We start from the raw sequence: 25,128 nt of genomic DNA on the forward strand, positions 1-25,128 counted from the left end.
CCAACTAGCCACACAGTAGAGGTTTCTGCTTTCGCCTTTCAGCAGGCGAGGCAGGAATCTCTTCATTTTAACCAAAACTCTTTATATCTATGAGCCCCGGCGCAATTCTCCCTCGGGAGTAAATAAGCCTGATGACCCACGCCGGTGTGAGTCCAGTAGGTGCGCATCCACCATACCAATGGCACTCATTAAGGCGTAACAGCTGGTTGGACCCAAAAATTTGCCTCCGAGCTTCTTGAATGCTTTCGACATAGCTGCAGAGACATCATTTTGCGTAGGAACCTCCTCAAGAGTTTTCGGAGTAATAGTGCTTTCGGGAAGGAAAGACCAGATAAAAGCGGGTAAACCAGGTTCAACCCATAACCCGTTCGGAAGGTGAAATCCCGCTAATGACTCGTCTCCAGCAGCTGCACGCTTGCGTAGGTCAAGAGTTAGGCGCGTATTTGAGATAGTGGCACGAATCTTGAGGTTATTCCGAATGATACGTTTATCGTGGAGCAATCGTTCAACATCATCGTCTGTAAATGCTGCAAGCTTTTCAGGAAGAAAGTTGGCAAAGACTTCCCGAAACACTGGCCTTTTGACTAAGACCGTATACCATGAAAGACCGGCCTGAAACCCTTCGAGACAAACCCGTTCAAGCATCCCGGTTTCATGGGTGATAGGTATGCCCCACTCCTTATCGTAGTAGTCGCGTTCAAGATCATGACGTACCCAAGCAGGATATTTTCGGTCTGCGCTCGTTTCGACTTTGCCAGAAGCGACAGCGTTCGCAGAATCATCTGACGACATGGCTACCTCCTAATATCGTAAATATGTACTAGTATAGTATATAGAGATTCAGTTGGAAGGCAACTATAGAATATTATTTCGATAAAATAGTCGAGAGCCTAAAAGAGTCGACCCTCGCGAATTTCTGCAGGTTCTTCGAGGTCGAGAAGGAACTGTTTGCGGTCGAGCCCGCCTGCATAGCCGGTGAGCTTGCCATTAGACCCCAAAACGCGATGGCAAGGGATGATGATTGAAATTTTATTGCGCCCAACAGCTTGTCCGACCGCCTGTGCGGGTGCGCCTGGTCCCACGGCATGTGAGATGGTTCCGTAGGTTGTGGTGTATCCGTAGGGGACTGAACATAAATATTCCCATACCATGAGCTGAAAATCTGTTCCCTCAGGCGCTAAAGGAATTGTGAAGGTTGTACGTTTGCCGGCGAAATACTCCTGCAGTTCGCGAGTGGTGTGCTTAAGGATGCTCGCTGCAGGCGCTGGCTCGCTGTTTGCAGCGATTGCCGAGGGGTCTGGAATAAACTCACCGAGCTCGTCTGGTATAGGAAAATGTGTCTGTTCCTCATACCAGAGCCCGGTAAGAGCTTTGGTGCTTGCTGCAAGATAAAGGCGTCCTACTGGGCTGTCGATGAGGCTGTGCCAGCGTTTTGCTGTGTTGTTAATGAGTTCTTGTGGTGCTTTAAGTTTCTTCTCGCTCATGACAGCTCCTTTGCGTTTTTACTTCCTTAATCATAAACTCTGCCGCGAAAACATGACGTAGAAAAACTTTACATTGCATATTATTATATAAAAATATGATATAAAATACATAGTCATTTTTAAATTTTTTAGTTATTTTGGGTAAAATAAAACTTACATACTCACTCTTTCACTCATATATTCGGGACCCAAAGATGACTTCCTTGACTTACCCGCAAAAAACTGTGGGCGCGCATACCGTACATTCGGTGCCAAACCTAGATTACTGGCGTAATTTAGTTCTTGACTATCTTGATGATAGTGATGACATAAATCTTTATTTCGCTGCGCAAAAACTCAACGTTTTAGCACCTGAAGACCCTGTAGGTTTATATGGACTAGCTTGCGCTCAACGGTATAGAGGGGAACTTAATACCGCATATTTTAATGTTATCCAAGCACGTCGACGATTGGCATACAATTCCGGGTTTCCCGTAACCTACGAGGAAGCTCTAGAACTTGAAGCAGCTATTGCCGTCGATCTGGGACATATTGCAACTGCGATCGATCGTTATGGGGAACTCATTGAGTTGAACCCCTTAGAACCTAACTATGTATCGGCTCGCGCAAAGTTATTCGATACCGCTGAGAACATGACGGTTAGCGCGCATAAGCGACGGCAGGGACAGGACGATTCCTCTCTGGCTGATGCGCAGACCAGCCTGTTTTTGCGCGCTGCTGAGGCACACGCAATTGAGCTTGAGGGTAAGCCGGTTTTCGTTTCCTACGAAGCCGCTCTTGAAGCATCCAAGGCACTAAGGCGCATTCGGGATATTCAGAAGGCGTCGCAAAGTCTCAGAAAGCGATATGCCGAATTGCAATCCGCTGTTACCTATGCTCTCTGTAGAAATTTTGTGCGTTACCAATGGTGGCAATTTTGTCTTTACGTTCTGTGCGGAATGACTCTGCCAGGATCGGTCATGAACAATATTGCAAAAGATATTGCAGAAAAGGGGAGCGCCGGAGTTTTCTCTGGAATATTCACGAGTATTATGATGATTTCTCTCTTTATTCTTGTGGGACTTTATTTTTTCTACCCCGTAGGGCATAAATACAATGCTCGTCGCGTGCGTAAACGTGATGCAAAACTACGTGCAGAGATGCTTGAAGAACCTGAGGGCATCTCTAGTTAACCCTGCGAATCCTGCGATGATAGACTCGTATCCCGTACACTTTCCTGCATATCGTACGCTTTTACCCTACGAAGATGCGGCAAAGTGTACGGGATACTTCTCTGTCCGAAACCAGTGACCTAAAGTCAAGCAGAGCTTTCTAAAACAAGTAATATTAGATATGGTCCCTCTGCGTCGAGGGAAGGCTTCTGGAAAGAAAGACATCAATGACAACCGTTGGCACTCACATTCAAAGTTGTATGGGGTATTTGAGCAGGGAACTCAACCCGGTGATTCTCCGCCAAGTACTCGCTAAAGGTATAGCCCGACCTGAGGTATTGCACAATAACGATTGGAGTATCGTGCTGCGCCTTATGGATGAGAATAAAGGGCGACGCCGTGATCCAAAAGTTTATAAACCTACGGATGTACAGTGTCAATTACGTATGCTGACTGAGCGGCTTGGTTCAGCGGGGTACCCTTTCGACAATGCTAATCGCGAGGTCAGTACATACGCCGCTGAGCTACGTATTTTTCGAAATCGATGGGCACATAATGAAGATTTTGACCGTGATGACGCTGTGCGCATCTACGGTACGACAGCGCGCCTTTTTACTGCTTTGGGCGAGCACACACATGCTTCTCAGCTGGAGCGGGTACGCGATGACCTGCGTGTGAAACTTTTTGGGCTTAAAACTCCAGTTCCGGTAGCACCGCAAATTACCGAGGAAGTACGCCAGGCAATCGCCAGAACCGAGATGCGTAAGAGCGATGTACAGGCACCTGTGGGAGCTTTTGCTAAGAGAACAGCCCCGAAGAGAACTGCCGTACCGCGGATGCCCTCGCAAAGACCAATGGTTCCGCAGAGATCCCAAGAACCTGTGACGGTGACTCAAACAACCCCGAAATCTTATCCAGCTTCAGATAAGGAAATACCTAAACAAGAGTCTGAAACCTCTCGCCCAGTTCTTGCGCTTGAGAGTAAACGTTACCCATTCGAACCTTGGCAGACCATACCTATGGGTGAACCTAGCGTTTTTGAAAGCATGCGTAATAAAGCGAACGCGGCGAGTGTACGCTCAACGGCGAGCGAAATTGCTGAATTCGAAGGGCCCATCGAACTTAACCGACTGTGCCGCCTCGTGACTTACTGTTTTGGGCTGGGACGCGCCTATAAGAACCGTCTGAACCAGGTATCACATCAAGTGCGTAATAACTCTGAAGACTTGACAGTTGATGAGCACGGATTTGTATGGCCTGAGAGTATCGACCGCGAAACCTGGGCTGAATTTCGCCCGCATGCAGAAATCTCAGGACGGGCATTTGAAGAGATTGGCCCCGTCGAAATTGCCAATGCCTGGCGATATTTTGACGCAAACCCAGAACTTTTGGATGACGGGCAGGATGTGCAAAGCGCCGTTTTGGCGACTTTCGGGCGTAAGCGCTGCACCGCCGTGGTTAAGAAACATCTGGAACTTGCAAAAACACTTATCTGATCCAATACTGGGGCACAAAGGTACGCAGTCGTAACGTGCAAACCTTACAGAGCCTTCAAAGCGGACTCACTAAACACTACTTCAAGAAAGCTTATGGCACTATGCCGAAAATTTTCGATAACCAGCCAGTACGCCGAGGAACACAGGAGCGTAACTCTTTGGCGATGGGTGTGCACAATGTTTTTCGTAAATTCCGTCACCTGGATATTGCCACGGGGTATATCAATTTGAGTGCGTGGGACGAATTTGCACATGAAATTGCCGCAAAACCATATGACGGGGAAGAGCCGGTGGCGCGCATCCTTGTAGGTATGGTTACTCGTTCGACAAGCGAACAGATGCGTCAGTACCAGCAGCGTGAACTACGTGGAGAATGTGCTAAGTCAAAAGTGCTTCGAGAGCAGCAACCGCAAATTCGTGATGAGTTAGTGGCTCATTTACGGGAACAACTTATGTCTGGAGCCTCTAGCTCCATCCGTGCACAAGCCCTGCGCACTCTCAAAGAGCAGCTACGTGAGGGGCGCGTGCAAATCAAGGTTTTCACCTCGGAACCTCTGCACGGTAAGACTTATATAGCCCGTCAACACCTTGACGTGCACGATCATGTTCAGGCTATAGGCTTTGTGGGGTCATCGAACTTTACTCACGCGGGGTTGCATACGAATCGCGAACTCAACATTGATGTGCTCGACAGCAACGGTACCGAAGAGCTTCAAAAATGGTTCAATAAACTCTGGAAAAGCAGATCCTCATATTTAATAAATGATGAGATTATTGACCTGATCGAACAGTCTTGGGCCGTGAAACAACCGAGCCCGTATGACGTGTATTTGAAGGTCTGCTACGAGCTTTCTGCAGATATGCGCGAGGGAGGTGAATATACACTCCCTAGTTCATTAGAGAATATCCTTTTGGACTATCAGAAATCAGCAGTGAAGGTCCTGGCACGCCGCATTATGCGCCGTGGCGGCACCATGCTGGGCGATGTGGTGGGTCTAGGAAAAACTCTGACTGCCGTAGCGACCGCCTCCATGCTGCAAAACGCGGAGAATTTTCGCACGCTGGTATTGTGCCCACCCAACCTAGTACAGATGTGGGAAGAACACCTTGACGCTTATGAAGTCAACGGTAGAGTTATTCCGTACTCAATGGCGCATAAGAAATTACCAGAAACCCGTCGATTCGGTTTGGTGATCTGCGATGAATCCCATAACTTGCGTCACGAAGGTACACTTGCTCACGGTGCTATTCGGGACTATATGCGTGAAAATGATGCGCGCGTACTCCTTCTTACAGCGACCCCTTTCAACCTTTCATTCAAGGACGTTAAGGCTCAGCTTTCCCTCTATATTGATGATGACGATGATTTAGGTATTGCTCCTGTAGAAGCGTTAAAGAAGAACCCCAAAATTTCCGAGTTGGTGGATGGCAAGGTAACGACTCTACGTGCCTTTGAGCTCTCTGAGGAGGTAGAGGATTGGCGCCGCCTTATGAGCGACCATCTGGTACGCCGCACCCGTTCTTACGCACGCCGCAGTGCGCCAGTAGAAATGTATAAAATGCCTGATGGGCGCATAATTGAACGTTCTTATGTGCTCTTGAGCGACGGCAGGAAATTCTATTATCCTGATCGGGTATCAAAGGCAATCAGCCACGACTTTGCTGCAGATGATCCGGCGCGGCTTATGGAGAGCGAACAAACGCTTGACGACATTAAAAATTTGAATCTGCCTCGGTATAATATCTCTGCCTTTGACGACCCTTCACATGCACACGATAAGAATGACCTCGAAATTATTGAGAATGCGAAGTCTGGTCGAGGTAATGTTCGTGGCTTCGTGCAGGCAGGTTTGTACAAACGCCTAAGTTCTTCGGGCGATGCTTTTATCAAGTCCCTCAAGCGTCAGTTACGCCGCAATGAATTATGGTTGTATGCGATTGAGAATAAGCTGCCAGTACCTACGGGAAGCTACTCTGAGAAACAACTGGGTACAACCGGGGACGGTGATTTTGACACCTTCTACGGCAGCGATTCCGCACGCAGCGACAACCAAAATGTCTCAAATGCGGCGGCATACGAATCTTTACGGCAAAACGCCCCGGCACAGCTGCGCTGGGTAAATTCAACAATTTTTCGCAATACCTTACGCCAACAGTTAGAACACGATAACGATATTCTGCGTTCTATGCTGGCACGCTTTGGGAGTTGGACGGTTCAGCGTGATTCTAAGCTGAAAGCTCTCAAAGATCTGATTGAGAATACTCATGCGGGCGATAAAGTTCTCGTATTCACCGAGTACAAGGACACCGCACATTACGTTGCTCAAGGTTTACGAGAGTTGGGCGTTGAACGTGTTGCGGCGGTCTCGGGCGATTCTGAGAACCCTACAGATTTAGCGCGTCGTTTTTCACCCGAGTCAAACCGACTGCCGGGAGAAGAACAAGAGCACTCATTGGCCCCTGAAGATGAGCTTAACGTATTGATTGCTACCGATGTTCTGTCTGAGGGCCAAAACCTTCAAGACAGCCATGTGGTGGTGAATTACGACCTTCCGTGGGCGATTATTCGCCTGATTCAGCGTGCCGGGCGCGTAGATCGTGTGGGGCAGACCTCCGATATTGTGAATGTGTACCTGATTTCACATGAGAACGTTGAAGAAACGTTGAACCTGCGCTCGCGCATTAAGGCGCGCTTGGATTCTTCTGCTCTAGCGTTTGGATCTGACGAGAAATTTTTCGACTCGGAACTCAGCAACGAAGCCGAAACACGGATTTTGCAAGATTTCTATGCCGGTCGAATGGAAGACCCTGAAGAAGACGATCCTTTTGCAGATGCGGTCTCCGAGGCTGGGCTGGTATGGTTCGACCTGCTGAAAAAAGACCCTGGTAAAGCATCTGAGATTGCCAATGCGCAGGATAAACTTATGGCAACACGAGCGGTTCGGGCTGGTGACGTTAATGCCTCATTCGTGAACTACGTGGCGACCGCATCCGGCGTCGATCTATTTACAGTACTTCGCGAAGACCCTGCCACGGCTGAAATCAAACCCGCTTTGGTAAGTGCGGCGGAAGCCCTAAGGCTTTTCTACGCTGAACCTAGCACTCCCACTGCAGAACCTTTAGACAACGGGTGGGATATGCAGCGACAACTTACCGAGTTTTCGTTTACTCAGGATGCTATCTCGAACGGCAATTTGAAGGGTACCCGTAAACGCTTATTCCAGCGTTTTCATGATAGAACAAATACCCGCTCTCTACTGCACAATAATACGGCGGCTGAGCAGCTTCTTGACAGGATCTTTCACTATCCGCTCCAGCGCGATGCCGAAATTTCATTACGCCGAGCTATGCGCCACCTAAACGATGAGGAATTGTTGGCTGAGCTTAAGCGTATGGATGATTCCGGCAAGCTTGTGCTGTCATCTTTGGCTGAAGATGATGTGCGCGTAGTCTGTTCATTGGGCATTGCACCTAGGGGGTTCGAGCACTAGAGCATTCGTAACTATAAATATCTAAACCAGTAACGCAAGATCACTCAACATATGCATAACTGAATACGTGCATAACTGAATATGAGAGGAAAGCCGGTGGCTTTTACTGATGAGCGCGATGAAGCGCTTGAACTGCTCAAAACAGGCGAAATTGAGCCCTTATTTGAGCTTTTGGGGTGGGACGAACCGACCCATGCTGACCTTACGTACGATAACGGCTCTACAGTTTTTATCGTGCAAAATATTGCTGAGCTCAAGGGCGTGCGCGTGTGGCTGTGCCGCAGCGAAACCTTGCCCAGTAACGAGGACCAGTTAGGTATTGACCGTGAACTAGCGAAAACGAATACGCATCGGCTATGTGTGTACGTGAGCGAGGGCGCGGGTGGTCGCCAAATGTGGCGGTGGCCGTCAGCATCCTCTAGCCGTCTGACTCGTCACGAATACACGCCTGGGAACAGCAAAGACGACGAAGCACTCTTAAGCCGTCTTGCCCTGCTGTACCTGGAACAGGAAGACTTTGAGAATCTGACGGTTTTGCGCGTGCTCGACCGTATACGCCAGGGATTCGACATTGAGGCTAGGCATGAAAGCCGCGTGGCATCTAAGCAGATGGCGCGCCTCTTCGGAGCACTAGAGAAAGCGAGCATGGCGGAGTCCGATATTTCGCAGACTATGGCTCGGCTGCTTTTCGTGATGTTCGGTGACGATACCAATATGTGGGGTGAAGGCGTAGGTGCCTCCTTCGAGCGGTATCTGAACCGGCATACAAGCCCCGATGGCAGCGATATTGCCGAAAAATTAGATGTGCTTTTCGAGCACCTGGATAAGAAACCCGAAGCCGGTCAGCAGGCCGCCACCTCCAGTTACGAGTTGGAGGGGTTTGCCTATGTGAACGGCGGTATTTTTGCGAATCCGGTGAGCATTCCTGCTTCCGTGGGTAAAGATTTTCGAGACGGTCTCTTGGAAGCCTCGGCGACGGATTGGTCGAAGGTTTCTCCCGCTATCTTCGGTTCGATGTTCCAATCGGTACGTAATGAAGTAACCCGCAGACAGTTAGGAGAACATTACACATCAGAAGAAGACATACTTAAAACTCTAAATCCTCTATTCTTAGATGAGTTGCGTGATGAGCTTGAGCGTGCAGGGAAGAACAAGCAGAAAGAGCTTTCACGTCTTAAGGGTCTTAGGGCACGTCTAGCCAATATTCGTTTTATGGATCCTGCCTGCGGGTGCGGAAATTTCATTATTATTGCTTATCGTGAGCTTCGCAAGCTTGAAATTGATGTGATGCTTCGTCTGCGTGATTTGGGTAAGTTGAATCCTGACGCTTTGGTTATGGGTAACAATGCTGGTGTACACACAGACGATAAGCGTCTTGTAGCGATAGAACCGTTGGTGACCATTGACTCTTTCTATGGAATTGAATGCGAATCATGGCCCGCAGCCATTGCGCGTACCGCCATGTTCCTGGTGGAACGCCAGATTGACCAGAAGATGAGTGACGAACTGGGGTACGCGCCGGTACGGTTACCGCTGCGGCAGAGTGCGCATATTTATGAGGGTGATGCGCTGCGCACCGATTGGCGGCAGGTTCTTCCGGTTACGCCGGAAGATACCGCGCGAGGTGTGGTGACCTATATTGCCGGGAACCCGCCGTTTAGTGGGCAGGGGAAGAAAGATCCGGAGAAGACTGAATCTCTGAAGATCGTATGGGGAACCGACTATACGGGATACTTGGATTTTGCAACGGGCTGGTACCGCAAGGCCTCACGGTTCTTCACACCGGAGTCTGGAACAGGATACACTGAAGTACCGGGGGAATTTGCTTTTGTGTCCACCAACTCGATTACGCAGGGACAGCCTGTTCCCGATCTGTTTGTACCGTTATTCCGTGATGGATGGAAGATCCGTTTTGCGTACCGTACCTTCCCGTGGCAGTCGGAGGCGAGCGGTAAGGCTGCGGTACACTGCGTGATTATTGGCTTTGCCCGGAGTATTCCGGGCGAGGATTTTAAAAAACGGCAGAGGATCTTTGAATACTCGTGGCAGACCAAAACTACGGAAGAGCTGACGGTAACAACAGGAATTAATGCATACCTATTAGATGCTCCGCAAGTTTTTGTGACAAAGCGGATGAGGGTTCTTTCTCCGGAATTATCCGAAGTCTCTCGTGGCAGTCAGCCTACTGATGGGGGAAACCTGATTGTAGAACCGGAAGACTACGATGAGGTCATGAGCGACCCCGTTGCTGCGAAGTATGTTCGTCCTTACCGTCAAGCTAAAGAGCTTATTAGCGGTGCAGACCGCTGGTGTTTGTGGCTCATAGGAATTACAGATAATGAAGTTTTTCAGAGTCCACTTCTTCTTAAACGTCTTGAATCTGTATCAGAAATGCGTTTAAAAAGCCCCAAAAGAGCAACCCAAAAGCTAGCAGAATCTCCTCATCTTTTTGGGGAGATACACCAGCCTCTAGAAAATTACGTTGGGATTCCCCGTGTAGTATCAGAACGACGTCCTTGGTTTACCGCTAGACATTTAAACTCTGATGTTATTGCGGGAGATGCGAACTTTATGGCGGTTGATCCAGATGGCTTTTTATTCTCCGTCATTAGTTCGTCCATGTTTATCACATGGCAAAAGGTATTTGGCGGGTATTTAAAATCTGACCTTCGTTTTTCAAATACTGTCGTCTGGAATAACTTGCCCCTCCCATCCGTTTCAGAGGATCTTCGTGCTCGCATCATTGCCGCCGGGAAGAAAATCCTTGCGGCGCGTGAAGCGACTGAGGAACGCGCGGGGGAGCGCGTAGGCCTGGATAAAATGTATGCTTCGCTCAACGATATGGATCCGGCGCTGCGTAAGGCTCACGAAGAGCTGGATTTGGTAGTTGATGTTGCTTTCGGCGCCTCGCGTCCTTGTACTTCCAACGACCAGCGCATCAGCATCCTCATTGACCGTTACCTCGGACTCACAGGTGCTGCCCCGAGCACGCCACCGGTGAACGAGTCTCCCGCATCCACTCCGCCGCTTGCGGCGTAACCGGTGCGTATCCCGTACACTTTCCTGCATATCGTACGCTTTTACCCTACGAAGATGCGGCAAAGTGTACGGGATATTTCTATCCTTCTAGGCGTATCACCTAATCATCTGAGACGCTGACTGCTTTTTCGATAGGTTTGATACCCTAGACATGCGCAGTGCTGAAGGGAGTGCGTAGATGCCCATACGTTTTTCTAGCGAGCAGGAAGCCAGAGACTATTCTCAGAGCGTGCCGGTTCTCCCGCTTTCGACGATGCGCGTGAGTATCAGTCCTGATGCTCGTAAACACAAGCGGCTATTTTTTGCCCCGGTTTATTATATAGATATACAGTTTGAGACCAGCCAAGAGACCGTTGTTATTGGTGGGTATGAGTTCTATGACCGTGCGTTGACCATGTTAGACACTGATCCTGATCACGTGCTTATTGGTGATAATGGGCCACCTTTTCTGATGGGCGGTGGTTTCCCAGGTGTGTATGCAGGAGAACTCAGAGATGCATATCATGTCCCAGAAGATTATTTAGCTTTAACCAGCGCAGATTGTGAACGTATTATCGCGACCGTTGCTCCGAACGAAATTCCTATGCTTCGTACTTGGATGGCTAGAGTTGTCTCTTAAAACTCGAATAGCATTTATCTTGTCTTGGGTCGCTCAACTACTCGACGGCGTAGTCTGCCAACGCTGTAAAAAGAGAGAGCTCAGATTCCGAATAGAGATTGCCGGTTTTCAATCCATATCAAGTGTGAAGGTGCTGAAATTGAACTCTGTCAAGATTTCAGGTGCACTATGCGATGACGTGAAAACCTATTGGAGGGGTCTGTTATGGAATCGATGCGCCAGATGATGACGGTGCTCCAGCGCGCGATTCCTGATGTGGGCGTGTGGTGGCCAGCCGAAACAAAATTTGAGATCCTGGTAGGCGCAGTATTGGTGCAAAACACCACGTGGACGAACACCGAAACCGCATTGGCAAACCTGCGTACCCTCAACCTCCTCACTCCTGAAACACTCGCTGCAGCTGATTCGGCTGTGGTGCAAGACGCGATCCGACCCTCAGGATATTGGCGCACTAAAACCATCTATCTGCAAACCATCACCGATTGGTTCCTCACTACTGATACCCTCGCTGAATCTATGAGTGATACACAGTTGAGAGCATCGCTGCTTGGGGTGAAGGGCGTAGGCGAGGAAACCGCTGACGACATTTTGCTGTATGCCTACCACCGAGGTGTGTTTATTTACGATGCTTATGCGCGCAGGCTTCTCGCCGCGGCTGGATGGGGAGACTACGCTACCTATGTGAAAGCACGCAAAGCGTGCGATGAACGCATCCGTTCTGAAGTATTGAGCGTTGAAGAGTATGCACTGTTACATGGGTTAATCGTCCAAGCAGGCAAAGCGGCCCGAACCGCGGGAGGATGGCAAACCTATTGGCCTGCTATTGCTGGTAACTAGGGTTGTTCTCATACCTGATATAGACACGTGCTGTAATTACCCCGTACATTTTCCTGCAATTTCGTAGGGTAGAAGCGTACGATATGCGGCAAAATGTACAGGATACAGTAAGAATATAAAGCCCGCACTCTTTTGCATGTCTCGAACAGCGGTGCTGTGCGTTTTACGCAAAAGAGTGCGGGCTTTATGTACGAAGAAAATTCTTAGGAAGTCGGCACGTCCTCATCCACCCAGTCGAGGGTACGTGCCACGGCTTTCTTCCAGAGGCGGTACTGGCGGTCTACCTCGGACTGCTCCATGGCAGGCAGCCACCGCTTATCCTCAGCCCAGTTTTCGACAACGTCTTTCTCGCCGTCCCAGAAACCGACCGCAATACCGGCTGCGTAGGCGGCACCCAACGCAGTAGTCTCAATAACCTTCGGACGGATCACCGGAACCCCTAGAATATCTGCCTGGAACTGCATCAGGAACTCATTTGCGGTCATACCGCCATCCACACGCAGCTCGGAAAGCTTCACACCGGAATCGGCGTTCATCGCGTCCAACACCTCGCGGGTCTGGAAAGCGGTTGCCTCCAACGCCGCGCGCACAATATGCGCCTTGTTTACATAGCGGGTTAAGCCCACGATCACGCCGCGTGCGTCCGAACGCCAGTGCGGTGCAAACAGGCCCGAGAATGCAGGAACCACATAGCAGCCACCCGAATCCTCAACCGAAGTTGCTAGTGCTTCGGAATCGGAGGCGTTGGTGAGCATGCCCAGGTTATCGCGGAGCCACTGAATCAGCGAACCGCTCATCGCAACCGAACCCTCTAGGGCATAAACGGGGTCAGCGTCACCAATCTTGTACGCCACGGTCGTAAGAAGGCCGTTATCTGAGAACACGGGCTCATTTCCGGTGTTCATCAGCATGAAGTTACCGGTGCCGTAGGTGTTCTTCGCCATGCCCTTCTCGAAACAAGCCTGCCCGAAGGTTGCCGCCTGCTGATCGCCCAGAATACCAGCAATGGGTGTGCCGCGCATCAGACCGGTGGGGCGACCATAGCCGTAGACCTCAGATGAAGACTTGATTTCGGGGAGCATACTCATGGGAATGCCCATATCGGCAGCGATCTGCGGATCCCACTCAAGAGTACGAATGTTCATGAGCAAAGTGCGGGATGCATTCGTAACGTCGGTTACATGTACACCGCCATCAACGCCGCCGGTCAGGTTCCACACTACCCAGCTGTCGGTGTTGCCAAAAAGCAGATCACCACGTTCGGCACGCTCACGAGCGCCGGGAACGTTATCAAGAATCCACTTAATCTTGGGTCCTGAGAAGTAGGTTGAAAGATTCAAACCCACAATGTCATGGTATTTACCCACGCCGTCATCGCCAGCGAGCTCATCAACAACTTCTTGGGTGCGAGTATCCTGCCAGACAATTGCGTTATAGACCGGCTCACCAGTGTTCTTATCCCACACCACCGTGGTCTCACGTTGATTGGTGATGCCCACTGCGGCAATCTCGTGATGGTTTACCTCACCGTTTGCCATCGCCATTGCAGTGGCTTTACGCACGTTATCCCAAATCTCAACGGGGTTGTGTTCAACCCAGCCTGCCTTGGGGAAAATCTGCTCGTGCTCAAGCTGACCCACAGAAACGATCTTGCCCGCCTTATCGAAAAGGATAGCTCGGGAACTGGTGGTGCCCTGGTCGATAGACATAATGTATTTACGTTCAACATCCAAAGTTGCCGAATGCAAGGAAGTAGTCATGAGTAACCTCACTTAAATGGTTGGGGGGGGGCGCATGACCGCGCCATAACAAGGAATAATGGGTGATGCCCACTCACCAAAATATCTTTAAACCGTGTAGTGGTTTCTAAAATCCCAAGACTGCAGGCACAATCAAGCCAGCCAATACGCCACCGATGATAGGGCCCAGAATCGGAACCCAAGAATATGCCCAATTCGAGCCGCCCTTACCGCGAATAGGCAGAACAGCATGGGCCATACGAGGGCCAAGATCACGTGCAGGGTTAATAGCGTACCCGGTAGGTCCACCTAGACTCATGCCGACAGCTACTACAATAAGTGCCACGGCCAGTGGACCCAAGCCGGAAGGAGTCTGTCCGGAGGCAACAACCCAGCCAACAAGTACGAATGTACCCAGAATCTCCGTCACCAGGTTCCAACCATAAGACTTGATCGCGGGACCGGTCGCAAAGATACCCAGACGATTACCGGGCTCTTCATCAAAGTGCTTCTTGTAGGCCAAGAACGCGGCAACAGCACCTAGGAAAGCACCAAGAATCTGCGCCACAATATAGATCGCAATGTTTTCCGGAGTTGCTGGAACACCCTTGGCCAAATCTTTACCGGCCGCCGCTAAGCCAAGGGTAACCGCCGGGTTAAGATGCGCACCCGAAGGCCCGGAAAGATAAACGGCCGCAAAAACCGCAAATCCCCAAGCAAAAGTAATGACAACCCATCCGGCGTCCTTCGCATATGATTTGGGGAGTGAGACACCGGCGACCACGCCAGCGCCCAGAAGAATCAAAATGAACGTTCCAAAGAGCTCAGAAGCAAAAAGCCCAAGATGGGTAGCAACACCATTATCTCCCACCAGCAGGCTTACCGCCTGTACGGGAATGGTTGCAGCCAAGAGAGACATATTTTTCCTTTCGTTGCCGTACAAGACATCCGCATTAGGGCACGTTACCGGGTAGCCCGGTCGTGCCATTGCGGATGCGCCATGACGGTGCGTTTGTGAGGTAGAGGAATCTCACGGAATACAACATATCGTAGGATTCCAAAATTATGGGTGGTGTGCCTGCTGGAAAAATACTAAATCAAACAGGCATACCATGCAGGATACGGCAACTATAAATGCCGTATCCTGCGGCAGTATTGAGCGAAACTCTGAGCTTCGCACAAGTTTTAGTGGTGCTGCACGTTGAGCTTCCTGCGGGGAGCCACCGGGTCTACAGCCACAATCTTGGCAGACGCCTCAGCATCGGTAGAAGTGGACTCTGCCTCGCGAATAGCTTTCACCCGTTCGGTGTAGAGTGCAAGTTCGCGCGCGACCTTCGCATCATCCCAGTTGAGTTCGGATCGCATAATCTCAAGGATCTCAGGGGCCGCAGCCAACCCGCGATCACGTTGTTCAAGGTCAAGACGCACGCGGCGAACCAGTACATCCTCGAGGTGCAGGACACCCTCGTAGCGAAGAGCGAACACGACATCGGCGCGTAAGAACTGCGGTGCATGTTTAAGAGGTTTGCCAAGATCCGGGTCAGCATCAATAAGTGCACCAAGATCTTCAATCTGTGCGCCATAGCGTTCCAGCAGATGGGTAATACGGTCTTCATCCCAACCATAGCGTTGTGCGTAACGGTCACGGCCCGCCTCAATAGCGCGATACCCCTCGGCACCCACCAGCGCGATTGTTTCCGTCACCGATGGACGTTCCTGCGCACGATCACCGAGCGCAAAATCAACCGCATCCGCTGCCATTACGCGGTAGGTAGTCAGCTTGCCGCCAGCAATGGCACTCATACCGGGGGCAACCTCCGTGACAGTATGTTCACGAGACACCTTGGTGGACTGTGCACCATCACCCTTAACCTTCGGCTGCAAGAGGGGGCGCAGCCCCGAATAGGTACCGATGATGTCGTCGTGGGTCAGCGGATTAGCAATCAGCTTATTCGCCTGCTCCAGCACATAGTCAATATCCTGACGCGTTGCCACAGGACGCTCGCGATCCTCGGTATACGGGGTATCGGTCGTACCAATAATCCAGTAGCGCTGCCACGGGATAATGAAAAGCACTGATTTTTCGGTCTTCGTGAAAATACCACTGGTAGCCTGGATACGATCACGCGGCACGACAATGTGAATACCCTTAGAAGCGAGTACTTCAAGGCCAGCATCCGGGTTTGCCAGAGATTCGGATTCTTCGGTCCAGACTCCGGTGGCGTTAATAATGTGCTTGGCTTTGACCGTGAGTTCCTGTCCGCTTTCAAGATCGGCCAGTCGCGCACCTACCACCTTGCCAGAGGTGTCTTTATCAATACCCACCACCTGGGTACGTGAGGCAGCCAGGGCACCATAACCGCTGGCGGTGCGAACAACATCAACGACCAAGCGGGCATCATCTACACGGGCATCGTAGAACTGAATAGCGCCGGTAAAAGCGGAGTCTTTGATATCTGGGAAGACTGTTTTGGTGCCCTTTTTTGTAAAGTGACGTTGCGAAGGAACTCCCTTTTTACCACGCGAACCGATATATGCGAGAGAATCGTACATGCCAATGCCGATAGCGGAATAGGAGCGCTCAATGACCGGTGTCTTCAATGGCCACAAAAAGGGCTGCGCGTGTACAAGGTGAGGTGCAATTTTTTCGAGTAACAGACCGCGTTCCTTGAGAGCCTCGGTTACGAGTTTGAAATCTAGGTTATAGAGGTAACGTAGGCCACCGTGAATAAGTTTTGAGGACCAAGCGCTGGTGCCCGCAGCCCAGTCTCCGGCCTCCACAATACCTGTACGTAGGCCGCGAGTCGCCGCATCAAGGGCAATACCGGCACCAGTAATGCCGCCGCCAATTACCAGAACATCAAGTTCAGTACCGCTGCTCATCTCAGCTAGGGCACGTGCACGGGAATCTGTTGTTAGGTGCGAGAGTTGCGCAAATTGTTGAGAGCTCATAGGTATCTTTCTTCTTGTGAGTATGGAGGCCGGACTACATGCCGAACCGAGGACGTATTGCTCTCAAGTAAAACTTAGTGGTGAAATAATTACCAAGTGGAGTGAACGGATTTTCACTTAAGGTTAGGAACGAATGAACGAACGACTCAGCCAAACCTACGAGGTTGCGCAGCTGTATTACATCCAAAATCTCACAATGGATACTATTGCATCCCGCCTAGGAGTTTCACGCGCAACTATCTCGCGTTTACTCAAAAATGCGCGCGAGACAGGCATGGTGCAAATTCGCCTCGACGACTCGTATAGAACCCGACATGAGCTCGAAAAACGGTTGGGGGAGCGGTACAAAGTTCGCGTTACTCTTGTGAATACCAAGCAGGACGCTACCCCAATCGCTAGGATGAGCCAGGTTGCGCGTTCTGCCGCGCAACTTCTTGATTCGCTAGTCGATAACGGCACAAGCATCGGGGTGGCCTGGGGGGCAACTCTCACAGAGGTTTCGCGGCATCTGCCTAAACGACCACTAGAGGGGGTGAGCGTGGTGCAATTAAATGGGGCAGGGAATGCGCATCATTCTGGAATACCATATTTAGGCACGCTATTGGGACGCATGGTAAGCGCCTACGATGCTTATATGATTCATTTTCCGGTGCCCGCATTCTTTGACTTTGCCGATACCAAAGCTGCGATGTGGCGCGAGCGGAGCATCCAGGCAACACTGCAGGTGCAAAGCCGGGTCGATGTAGCAGTTTTCGGTATTGGTGCTTTCGGAGGGGCTATTCCCTCTCATGTGTACTCGGGTGGGTACTTTGATGTGACAGAACAGCGCCTACTGCGTGAGCAGGGAGTGGTTGGCGATATATGTACGGTGCTTCTGCGGGAGGACGGAAGCTGGAATGACCTTGAGATTAACCGTCGGGCATCCGGCCCCAGCCCTCAAGAGCTTTCCCGCATTCCTCGTCGTATATGCGTAGCCTCCGGAACGCACCGTGCGGCAGCGCTAAGAGGAGCGCTGCGTACGGGCGCTATTACAGACTTGGTGCTCGACGAAAAACTCGCCCGAGCCGTGATAGAGAAATAAGTGTTTAGTTTTCTTGTTATGAGCCGAATGCTTCTTTAACGGCATGCTGAAGTGCATCACGAACCATTACTAGAGCCGGATTCTTCGCCGACTCTGTGCGGACTGCGGTAAAGATCTTGCGTGAAGGCTTACCCGGAAGATCTACTGTGCGAATACCCTTTGTGTTAGAGAGGCTTGAGAGTACGAATCCAGGCACTATAGTGGTTGCGCAGCCTGAACGCACCAGGTTTGCATTAGTGATCATATCATTTGCGCTGTACCGAATATCTGGTTCGAACCCTACAGTGCGGCACTGATTGATAGCCCACTGACGTGATGTATTCTGCTCCATCTCAAGAACCCAAGGCAATTCGTTGGCTTCTTTGAGAGATTTGATGCTGGATTCTTCGGGGACGATAAGACTCAGGGGATCCTCTACCAAAAGCTCAGAGTGCAGGTCTGGATACTCGGGGATAGGGTGGTGCGGATAAGCCTCTGAAAGAACCATGTCGTACTCGCGGCTTCGAGTGAGTGAAGTTCCCGTCTCTGGGTCGATCTGTAGAACGTGCAGAATTAGACGCGGTGCATGTTCTTCGAGGTATTTGATAGCGCGGGGCAGAAGCGCAAAGGAAGCGGATTGGAAGATCGCCAAGCGCACGGTTCCTGCTGGTTCTCCTGCAAGGTTTGCTACTGCTGTCTGCATGCGGTCTATCTCGCGCAATATAGTACGAGCACTATCGACCATGACAAGACCGGCGTTCGTGAGCTGAACGCGCCGCCCAACACGTTGTAATAATGCTGTACCTGTATCTTTTTCGAGGTTTGCAATTTGCTGTGACACAGCAGATGGGGTCAAGCTAAGAGCATCCGCAGCAGCGATAATGGTGCCGCGTTCGTGAATCTCCAGAAGCATTTGCATACGCCGGATATCAGATACAGACATAAAGTCTCCTTAAATTAGCGCGGTCGTGGTTGGTTTAGTGGAGTAAGGGTGCGCTGTTCGCATCGGTCTTGCTGCCCCTCATTTTGCGGAGTACTAGGCTGCCTGATGCGGTATCTTAAACCACCTTAAGCTTTTCTTCATGGTATCGAAATAGGTACTTTCTGTGTCGCAGAAACGACGGACGCAACGATAAAGTTTTCATAAACATTTTGGGATGTCATTCTCTTGTAATAAATGAACTCTGTTCGTTTTGTCCGGCATTAAGTACTGTATTTTGATTGCAAACAAGTCGGGCTTAAGGCCGTAAGTCTTTAAGGTTTAAAGTGCTTGTTGAACGTTGGATGAGGTGGGGTTGGATGGTAGTTGTTTGGCTTGTAGTGCGCTCAGGCCCTTCCGCCTATTTCATGGGGCTTAGTGGGGATTTGTGGCCGCCAAAAATATTTAGATATTCTAAAATATTATTGGCAAAAACATTCAGTTTTTCTAATGAGGTATTCAATACCCTTTTGTGGTGAAATAGAGACATCAATACGCTTCGTGTGCTTATAGCACACCGTAGTTAGTTAGGAGTCAAGGATGACGCATCCTTTCGCATCTGAGCATTACCAGAAATTGGCTCAGGACGCTCGTGCACTCGTTCGTCAATGGGTGACTGAGTCTCAGTCCATTAAGCCAACTTATGCTGCCAAGCAACTGGCTGGTGTTTTGAAAGACCCAAAGGGTCTGCCCTTTACCGTTGGATTTGTCGATGGCGTCATTCGCCCTGAGGACGACAACGTTTCGGGTCGTAACCTATCTCGTATTTCTGGTCTAGCTCCTTCCTTCTTGCCGTGGTACATGAAGTCCGCCGTTGGCTTCGGCGGCAAGCTGGCAGGTAAGGTGTCGTGGCCTACCGTTCCTGTGGCGCGTCGAGTATTGCGCGAAATGGTGGGTCACCTGATCGTCGATGCTTCCGAAGAGAAACTGGGAGATGCCATCGCAGAACTTACCAAGAGTGGTAACCGTTTGAACGTTAACCTGCTGGGTGAGGCAGTGCTGGGTGATAATGAAGCCGAGCATCGTCTCTCTGAGACTAAGCGTCTGCTCGCTCGTGACGACGTTGATTATGTTTCTATTAAGGTATCTGCTGTCTCTGGCCCTCATCAGCACTGGGCATTTGACGAAGTTGTCGAAGAAGCAGTTCGACGTTTGACTCCGCTGTATGAGCTGGCCGCATCCTCTTCCCCCAAGAAGTTCATTAACCTGGACATGGAAGAGTACAAAGATCTCGATATGACTATTGAGGTCTTTACCAAGATCCTGGATCAGCCTCATCTGAAGGATCTTGAAGCAGGCATCGTGCTTCAGGCATACCTGCCCGATACTCTCGCCGCAATGCAGCGGTTGCAGACATGGGCAGCGGAGCGCGTTGCTAACGGCGGTTCTTCCATTAAGGTTCGTCTGGTTAAAGGCGCCAACCTCTCCATGGAAATCGTGGAAGGTGTTATGCATGGTTGGCCTGTTACCACCTGGGACACCAAGCAGGCTGCAGACACCAACTACAAGCGCATCCTCGATTACGCACTGCGTCCCGAGCATGCGAAGAACATCCGCCTAGGCGTTGCCGGGCACAACCTCTTTGACGTTGCGTTTGCGTTGCTTTTGGCTGAAGACCGCGGCGTTAAGGATCGCGTGGAGTTCGAGATGCTGATCGGCATGGCCGAGCAGCAGGCAGAAATCATTCGCCGTCGTGTGGGACACCTGCTTCTGTATGTGCCCGTGGTGAACCCCAAGGAATTCGACGTTGCTATTGCATACCTGATTCGTCGCCTAGAAGAGAACGCATCTTCCGAAAACTTCATGTCGGGTATTTTTGATCTCGCAACTGACGAAGAAATCTTCAAGCGCGAAGAAGACCGCTTTATGCGCTCACTGAACTCGGTCACTGATGAGGTTCCGGAAGGCAAACGCCATCAAAACCGTCAGACTGAGAATGCAGATAACGTCTTCGTGCCCGCAGGTCGTTTTGAGAACACACCCGATACCGACCCATCGCTGTCTGGCAACCGTGAGTGGGGCCGAGCAATCCTTGAGCGTTCCAAGACCACTCAAATCGGTATTGCTACTTTGAAGGAAAACGAGCTAACTTCTGCCGCTGAGACTGAACAGCTTGTTGCTGATGCTGAAGCATCGGGTAAGGTTTGGGGTCGTCTCTCCGGCGCTGAGCGTGCTGCCGTACTGCGTAACGTTGGTAAGGAAATCGCCCTGCACCGTGCCGAGCTTCTGGAAGTTATGGCTGCTGAGGCTGGTAAAACTCTGGATCAGGGTGATACCGAGGTTTCTGAAGCTATCGACTTTGCCTACTACTACGCAATGCTTGCTGAAGACTTGGAAAAGATTGACGGTGCTCAGGTACAGTCGGTTGATTTGACTGTGGTTGTTCCGCCGTGGAACTTCCCGACGGCTATTCCCGCCGGTGGTGTTCTTGCCGGTCTGGCTGCAGGTTCGGCTGTTATCTTCAAGCCTGCAACTATTACCGCACGTACTGGTGCTCTGATTGCTGAGATCATGTGGAAAGCAGGTGTTCCCAAGGACGTTCTGAAGCTCGTCAAGGTTGTTGACCGTGAGGCTGGCAAGGTTTTGATCTCTCACCCCGAGGTTGATCGTCTGATCCTCACCGGTGGTTACGAGACGGCAGAGCTCTTCCGCTCCTGGCGCGATGATCTTCCGCTATTTGGTGAGACCTCCGGTAAAAACTCTATCATCGTGACCCCCAACGCTGACATCGATCTTGCTGTCAAGGATGTTGTATACTCGGCATTTGGACACGCAGGTCAGAAGTGCTCCGCAGGCTCTACTGTCATTTTGGTAGGCGCTGCCGCACAGTCCGAGCGTTTCCGTCGTCAGCTTCTTGACTCCGTCAACTCTCTGCACGTGGCACATCCGCAGGATATTGAAGCTCAGATGGGGCCCGTTGCACAGAAGCCTGAAGAGAAGCTTCTGCGTGGTTTGACTACTCTAGGGCCGGGGGAGCGCTGGCTCATTCAGCCTAAGGAACTTGACGATACCGGTCGCCTATGGAGCCCTGGTGTTCGTGAAGGTGTTAAGCCTGGATCTGAGTACCATATGACCGAGTATTTTGGTCCGATCCTGGGCATCATGACCGCGGATACTTTGGAAGAAGCTATTGAGCTTCAGAACGCACCGGATTACGGCCTCACCGCTGGTCTGCATTCGCTGGATGCAGAGGAGCTTGAGCTCTGGCTCTCCAAGGTGCAGGCAGGTAACGTCTATGTGAACCGTGGTATTACCGGTGCTATCGTCCGTCGTCAGCCCTTTGGCGGATGGAAGAAGTCCACTGTTGGTTCTGGTACCAAGGCAGGCGGTCCCAGCTACCTTATTGCATTGTCCGATTGGGAGCGCGCCAAGGCTACCGCAACCGCTGTTCCTCAGTCAGTTGCTGTACGTGAAGTTCTGGCAACAGCAGATAATGCCGATTTGTGCACCGCAGAAGATTTCGCCTTCCTGACCCGTTCGGCGTCCTCGGATGCTGAAGCTTGGGAGAGCGAGTTTGGTTACGGCTACGATCCCTCGAAGCTTGGCGTTGAGCGTAACATTCTGCGTTATGTTCCCACTCAGGTTCTGGTACGTGCTGACGAATCCGCCTCTGTGGCAGATGCTGTTCGTGTGGTTCTTGCCGGCTTGGCTGCGGGTGCGCCGATGGCTCTGTCTGTGGGCAAGGATCTGCCGGTCGCTGTACGCGGTATTCTTGAAAACAAAGGCATTAAGTACCTGGTGGAGTCCGATGAAGCATGGCGCACATACTTGGCTTCTAACGCTAAGACTCCGGTTCGCGCTCTGGCTGGTACTCCGCTTGAAGGTACTCGTATCCGTTACATCGGTGATGACGTCAAGTCTGTGTACACGGCGCTGGGTGGTCGTCCTGACGTTGCTGTGTACTTCCACCCCGTGACCGAGGCTGGTCGTATCGAGATGCTCCCCTTTCTGCGTGAACAGGCCGTTTCGATTACCGCACACCGCTTCGGTAACCCGAACCCCTTCTCAGAGAGTGTTATCTCCTCTCGATAAGTGAGGTTCTAGCCTGAGTTGGGCTAAATAGAATGAGATGCCTCGTCTCTGCTATATGTAGAGGCGAGGCATCTCACTATATTCTGTCTGGTTTTCAAAGTGTGAAGTTTTAATGAGGTACGTTTTCAACCTTATAGAAATTGCTTCTAAGAACCCATGACACGATTCGGAAAAAACGTGCTCAACATTACGTATCTATGAGATAATTTGTGTATTGCCTCTCGTATCCCACACCGTGAGAGGTTCGCACAGAACCGTGCGTAGCAAGAACACACTGAAAGGAAATCGCTGCTATGAGCAACGTTCCCGCAGAACTTCTGTACACATCTGATCATGAGTGGGTTTCCCCCCTTTCGGCTGAAGGTACTGTTCGCGTCGGTATTACCGATCATGCGCAGGATGCGCTGGGTGACGTGGTTTATGTAGACCTGCCCTCTGTCGGTGACTCCCTCGATGCTGAGGGTAGCTTTGGCGAGATTGAGTCCACTAAGTCCGTATCCGATCTTCTGTCACCAGTTGCTGGTGAGGTTGTCGCCGTCAACGAGGCGCTGGCTGATGACCCCGCACAGGTGAACTCCGATCCTTACGGTGAGGGCTGGCTTATCGAACTTCGTCCTGAAAATGCTGATGATGTGGCAAAGCTTCTTTCAGCGGAGGCCTATCAGGCTGAGTTGGACTAATTACCGGTACCTAGGCGTAGATATATATCCGGTGATTACCGTCTTTTTGGCGGTAATCACCGGATGATTTTGTAAAATGTGACGAAAAATAAATACAAATAATTCTAAAAATTTATCAATACCTATACTTATATATCGCGTGGAAAAATAAGGGTTTTTGAATAAATTGGTATTGTTTTACTACTTGATGGTTAAAGTTTTGTAATCTTTCGGCATTGAAAATGCCGTTATTCGGCGGTTTTCTAATGGAATTCTGAGACGGAACACTATAAGATTGACTCAAAGGTTCAGTGTTTATCATTTTGTGATAAATTATCTGAACCTCACTCACTCACAATACAAAAGAACAAGTAACGCCGTCTGCGAAGAAGCCGATTAGGTACTATGCAGCACGCCGAGGCGGTCTGCGCATCGGCGTAACTTTGATGAGCACAATTTCTCAAAGGAATACTATGAACTCCCGCATTGATGACAATCTCGCTCGGGCAGAGGCTCTAGTAGAGAGCGCTGAACGTGGCAAAGATAGTCGTGACCCCCGAGATATTAAGAGCCGCACTATAGGACAGGTTTTAAGTCAACTGGATCTTGATTTTCCGGGAATCAGCGCCTCTAAGATTCGTTTTTTGGAGGAGCGTGGTTTGGTCCACCCCAAACGTACCGATACTGGGTATCGAAAGTACTCACAAACCGACATCGAGCGCCTGCGGTATATCTTGACGATGCAACGCGACTACTACATGCCGCTCAAGGTTATTCGTCAGCATCTTGACGATCTTGAGGCGGGTCGCGCCATTAACTCTGTACCTGCACCCGTTTCGGACGAGATGTTGGACCAGGTTTTGGGATCCACTAACGTTGCGGAAGGGCGTACATACAGTATTCGTGAACTCGCAGAGTACTCAGGTGCGCCTGTTGAGCTTATTCGTGAGCTTATTGACTTCGGCCTTCTGGATGACGAGGCAAATGCGAAATACACTGAATATGATGTGCTTATTGCCCGAGCTAGCGCTGAACTTATGGGACATGGCATTCAGCCCCGTCATCTGAGAGCTTTCAAATCTGCAGCAGACCGTGAAATCTCTCTTGTTGAGATCGCGGTAGCTCCTTTAGCTTCGCGCCGTGACGCAGCTTCTCAGACGCAGGCTCAAGAGCGAGCCGATAAGATTCGCAAACTTTGTCTGCAGTTGCATGCAACCCTTGTAGAGTCTGCAATGCCGACGTATAACTAGGGCTTTCTGTACGCATGTAGTTAGAAACTTACGCTGGCTTCTGCGTCTGTCTACGAAGCAGGGGCTAGTCCTGCCAAGAAAAATATCACTCAATCTCAGTGTTGGATGCGTGAAAGTTTGATCGCTTTTGCGCATCCATTTTTTAAGGTTTGTTGCAGATATGGTGCTCAATATGAGTAGGGTTTACATGTTTCCATGACCGCATTCTAGGCGCGCTTAGACGTTGTATGGGCGGAGAATAATCTACTAAAGCTCAACTCCCACCCTGAAGATGTGCAAGTTTTATGCTAAAGGGAGAGATAGGTTAAACTATAAAGGCTGCCGTAGCTTTCAGAAGGCG

General features: G+C 50.6%; 16 protein-coding genes. 10 read left to right on the forward strand and 6 right to left on the reverse strand.

Features of this window, described 5'->3' with window-relative positions:
* Nucleotides 1-87: 87 nt before the first annotated feature.
* On the reverse strand, nucleotides 88-792 hold the full coding sequence (locus HMPREF2756_RS07205; protein WP_070619822.1) for a DNA-3-methyladenine glycosylase I: 705 nt from the start codon (nucleotides 790-792) through the stop codon (nucleotides 88-90).
* A gap of 98 nt (nucleotides 793-890) precedes the next feature.
* A complete protein-coding gene (locus HMPREF2756_RS07210) occupies nucleotides 891-1,484 on the reverse strand; it encodes a methylated-DNA--[protein]-cysteine S-methyltransferase (protein WP_070619825.1) in 594 nt (197 codons plus the stop codon).
* 194 nt (nucleotides 1,485-1,678) lie between these two features.
* On the opposite strand from HMPREF2756_RS07210, the gene HMPREF2756_RS07215 reads away from it, so the two are divergent.
* The 6 genes from HMPREF2756_RS07215 (at nucleotide 1,679) to HMPREF2756_RS07240 (ending at nucleotide 12,117) form a co-directional block, all read left to right on the forward strand.
* Entirely contained in the window at nucleotides 1,679-2,656 is a 978-nt protein-coding gene (locus HMPREF2756_RS07215; RefSeq protein ID WP_070619828.1) for a hypothetical protein, read from the forward strand.
* A gap of 239 nt (nucleotides 2,657-2,895) precedes the next feature.
* Nucleotides 2,896-4,131 (forward strand): Swt1 family HEPN domain-containing protein, encoded by a 1,236-nt coding sequence (locus HMPREF2756_RS07220; RefSeq protein ID WP_141747839.1) that lies wholly within the window; start codon nucleotides 2,896-2,898, stop codon nucleotides 4,129-4,131.
* Between the two features lie 35 nt (nucleotides 4,132-4,166).
* Complete coding sequence (locus tag HMPREF2756_RS07225) at nucleotides 4,167-7,622, forward strand: helicase-related protein (RefSeq protein WP_210393540.1); 3,456 nt, start codon at nucleotides 4,167-4,169, stop codon at nucleotides 7,620-7,622.
* A 96-nt stretch (nucleotides 7,623-7,718) separates the two neighbouring features.
* Nucleotides 7,719-10,661 carry a DNA methyltransferase gene (locus HMPREF2756_RS07230; RefSeq protein WP_070619839.1) on the forward strand — a complete coding sequence of 981 codons (2,943 nt, stop codon included), beginning with the start codon at nucleotides 7,719-7,721 and terminating at the stop codon, nucleotides 10,659-10,661.
* A gap of 178 nt (nucleotides 10,662-10,839) precedes the next feature.
* Nucleotides 10,840-11,280: a hypothetical protein gene (locus HMPREF2756_RS07235; protein ID WP_070619842.1), complete on the forward strand. Its 441-nt coding sequence runs from the start codon at nucleotides 10,840-10,842 to the stop codon at nucleotides 11,278-11,280.
* A gap of 204 nt (nucleotides 11,281-11,484) precedes the next feature.
* Nucleotides 11,485-12,117, forward strand: a complete 633-nt coding sequence (locus HMPREF2756_RS07240; RefSeq protein ID WP_070619845.1) for an endonuclease III domain-containing protein — start codon at nucleotides 11,485-11,487, stop codon at nucleotides 12,115-12,117.
* Between the two features lie 203 nt (nucleotides 12,118-12,320).
* Here the strand turns inward: HMPREF2756_RS07240 and glpK are convergent, their stop codons facing one another.
* The 3 genes from glpK to HMPREF2756_RS07255 all read right to left on the reverse strand — a co-directional run bounded on the left by glpK (nucleotide 12,321) and on the right by HMPREF2756_RS07255 (nucleotide 16,808).
* Nucleotides 12,321-13,877 carry a glycerol kinase GlpK gene (glpK, locus tag HMPREF2756_RS07245; protein WP_037230800.1) on the reverse strand — a complete coding sequence of 519 codons (1,557 nt, stop codon included), beginning with the start codon at nucleotides 13,875-13,877 and terminating at the stop codon, nucleotides 12,321-12,323.
* A gap of 106 nt (nucleotides 13,878-13,983) precedes the next feature.
* Complete coding sequence (locus HMPREF2756_RS07250) at nucleotides 13,984-14,775, reverse strand: MIP/aquaporin family protein (RefSeq protein WP_037230801.1); 792 nt, start codon at nucleotides 14,773-14,775, stop codon at nucleotides 13,984-13,986.
* Nucleotides 14,776-15,041: 266 nt separating this feature from the next.
* Nucleotides 15,042-16,808 carry a glycerol-3-phosphate dehydrogenase/oxidase gene (locus HMPREF2756_RS07255; RefSeq protein ID WP_070619848.1) on the reverse strand — a complete coding sequence of 589 codons (1,767 nt, stop codon included), beginning with the start codon at nucleotides 16,806-16,808 and terminating at the stop codon, nucleotides 15,042-15,044.
* Between the two features lie 133 nt (nucleotides 16,809-16,941).
* On the opposite strand from HMPREF2756_RS07255, the gene HMPREF2756_RS07260 reads away from it, so the two are divergent.
* On the forward strand, nucleotides 16,942-17,889 hold the full coding sequence (locus HMPREF2756_RS07260) for a sugar-binding transcriptional regulator (protein WP_070619850.1): 948 nt from the start codon (nucleotides 16,942-16,944) through the stop codon (nucleotides 17,887-17,889).
* 16 nt (nucleotides 17,890-17,905) lie between these two features.
* On the opposite strand, the gene HMPREF2756_RS07265 is transcribed toward HMPREF2756_RS07260, so the two are convergent.
* Nucleotides 17,906-18,811, reverse strand: a complete 906-nt coding sequence (locus HMPREF2756_RS07265) for a LysR family transcriptional regulator (RefSeq protein ID WP_004004365.1) — start codon at nucleotides 18,809-18,811, stop codon at nucleotides 17,906-17,908.
* A 576-nt stretch (nucleotides 18,812-19,387) separates the two neighbouring features.
* Here HMPREF2756_RS07265 and HMPREF2756_RS07270 point away from each other — a divergent pair.
* The 3 genes from HMPREF2756_RS07270 to HMPREF2756_RS07280 all read left to right on the forward strand — a co-directional run bounded on the left by HMPREF2756_RS07270 (nucleotide 19,388) and on the right by HMPREF2756_RS07280 (nucleotide 24,788).
* Nucleotides 19,388-22,879, forward strand: coding sequence for a bifunctional proline dehydrogenase/L-glutamate gamma-semialdehyde dehydrogenase (locus tag HMPREF2756_RS07270; protein ID WP_070619853.1), 3,492 nt, complete (start codon nucleotides 19,388-19,390; stop codon nucleotides 22,877-22,879).
* A gap of 293 nt (nucleotides 22,880-23,172) precedes the next feature.
* Nucleotides 23,173-23,559: a glycine cleavage system protein GcvH gene (gcvH, locus tag HMPREF2756_RS07275; protein WP_004004367.1), complete on the forward strand. Its 387-nt coding sequence runs from the start codon at nucleotides 23,173-23,175 to the stop codon at nucleotides 23,557-23,559.
* A 452-nt stretch (nucleotides 23,560-24,011) separates the two neighbouring features.
* Nucleotides 24,012-24,788 (forward strand): transcriptional regulator FtsR, encoded by a 777-nt coding sequence (locus tag HMPREF2756_RS07280; protein WP_070619856.1) that lies wholly within the window; start codon nucleotides 24,012-24,014, stop codon nucleotides 24,786-24,788.
* Nucleotides 24,789-25,128 lie beyond the last annotated feature (340 nt).

The organism is Rothia sp. HMSC067H10, from assembly GCF_001810635.1.
Classification (GTDB): domain Bacteria; phylum Actinomycetota; class Actinomycetes; order Actinomycetales; family Micrococcaceae; genus Rothia; species Rothia dentocariosa.

Bases quoted from the DNA above. Each gene is read 5' to 3' on its own strand.
- HMPREF2756_RS07205 (WP_070619822.1), bottom strand. From the start codon at position 792: ATGTCGTCAGATGATTCTGCGAACGCTGTCGCTTCTGGCAAAGTCGAA.
- HMPREF2756_RS07210 (WP_070619825.1), bottom strand. From the start codon at position 1,484: ATGAGCGAGAAGAAACTTAAAGCACCACAAGAACTCATTAACAACACA.
- HMPREF2756_RS07215 (WP_070619828.1), top strand. From the start codon at position 1,679: ATGACTTCCTTGACTTACCCGCAAAAAACTGTGGGCGCGCATACCGTA.
- HMPREF2756_RS07220 (WP_141747839.1), top strand. From the start codon at position 2,896: ATGGGGTATTTGAGCAGGGAACTCAACCCGGTGATTCTCCGCCAAGTA.
- HMPREF2756_RS07235 (WP_070619842.1), top strand. From the start codon at position 10,840: ATGCCCATACGTTTTTCTAGCGAGCAGGAAGCCAGAGACTATTCTCAG.
- HMPREF2756_RS07240 (WP_070619845.1), top strand. From the start codon at position 11,485: ATGGAATCGATGCGCCAGATGATGACGGTGCTCCAGCGCGCGATTCCT.
- glpK (WP_037230800.1), bottom strand. From the start codon at position 13,877: ATGACTACTTCCTTGCATTCGGCAACTTTGGATGTTGAACGTAAATAC.
- HMPREF2756_RS07250 (WP_037230801.1), bottom strand. From the start codon at position 14,775: ATGTCTCTCTTGGCTGCAACCATTCCCGTACAGGCGGTAAGCCTGCTG.
- HMPREF2756_RS07255 (WP_070619848.1), bottom strand. From the start codon at position 16,808: ATGAGCTCTCAACAATTTGCGCAACTCTCGCACCTAACAACAGATTCC.
- HMPREF2756_RS07260 (WP_070619850.1), top strand. From the start codon at position 16,942: ATGAACGAACGACTCAGCCAAACCTACGAGGTTGCGCAGCTGTATTAC.
- HMPREF2756_RS07265 (WP_004004365.1), bottom strand. From the start codon at position 18,811: ATGTCTGTATCTGATATCCGGCGTATGCAAATGCTTCTGGAGATTCAC.
- HMPREF2756_RS07270 (WP_070619853.1), top strand. From the start codon at position 19,388: ATGACGCATCCTTTCGCATCTGAGCATTACCAGAAATTGGCTCAGGAC.
- gcvH (WP_004004367.1), top strand. From the start codon at position 23,173: ATGAGCAACGTTCCCGCAGAACTTCTGTACACATCTGATCATGAGTGG.
- HMPREF2756_RS07280 (WP_070619856.1), top strand. From the start codon at position 24,012: ATGAACTCCCGCATTGATGACAATCTCGCTCGGGCAGAGGCTCTAGTA.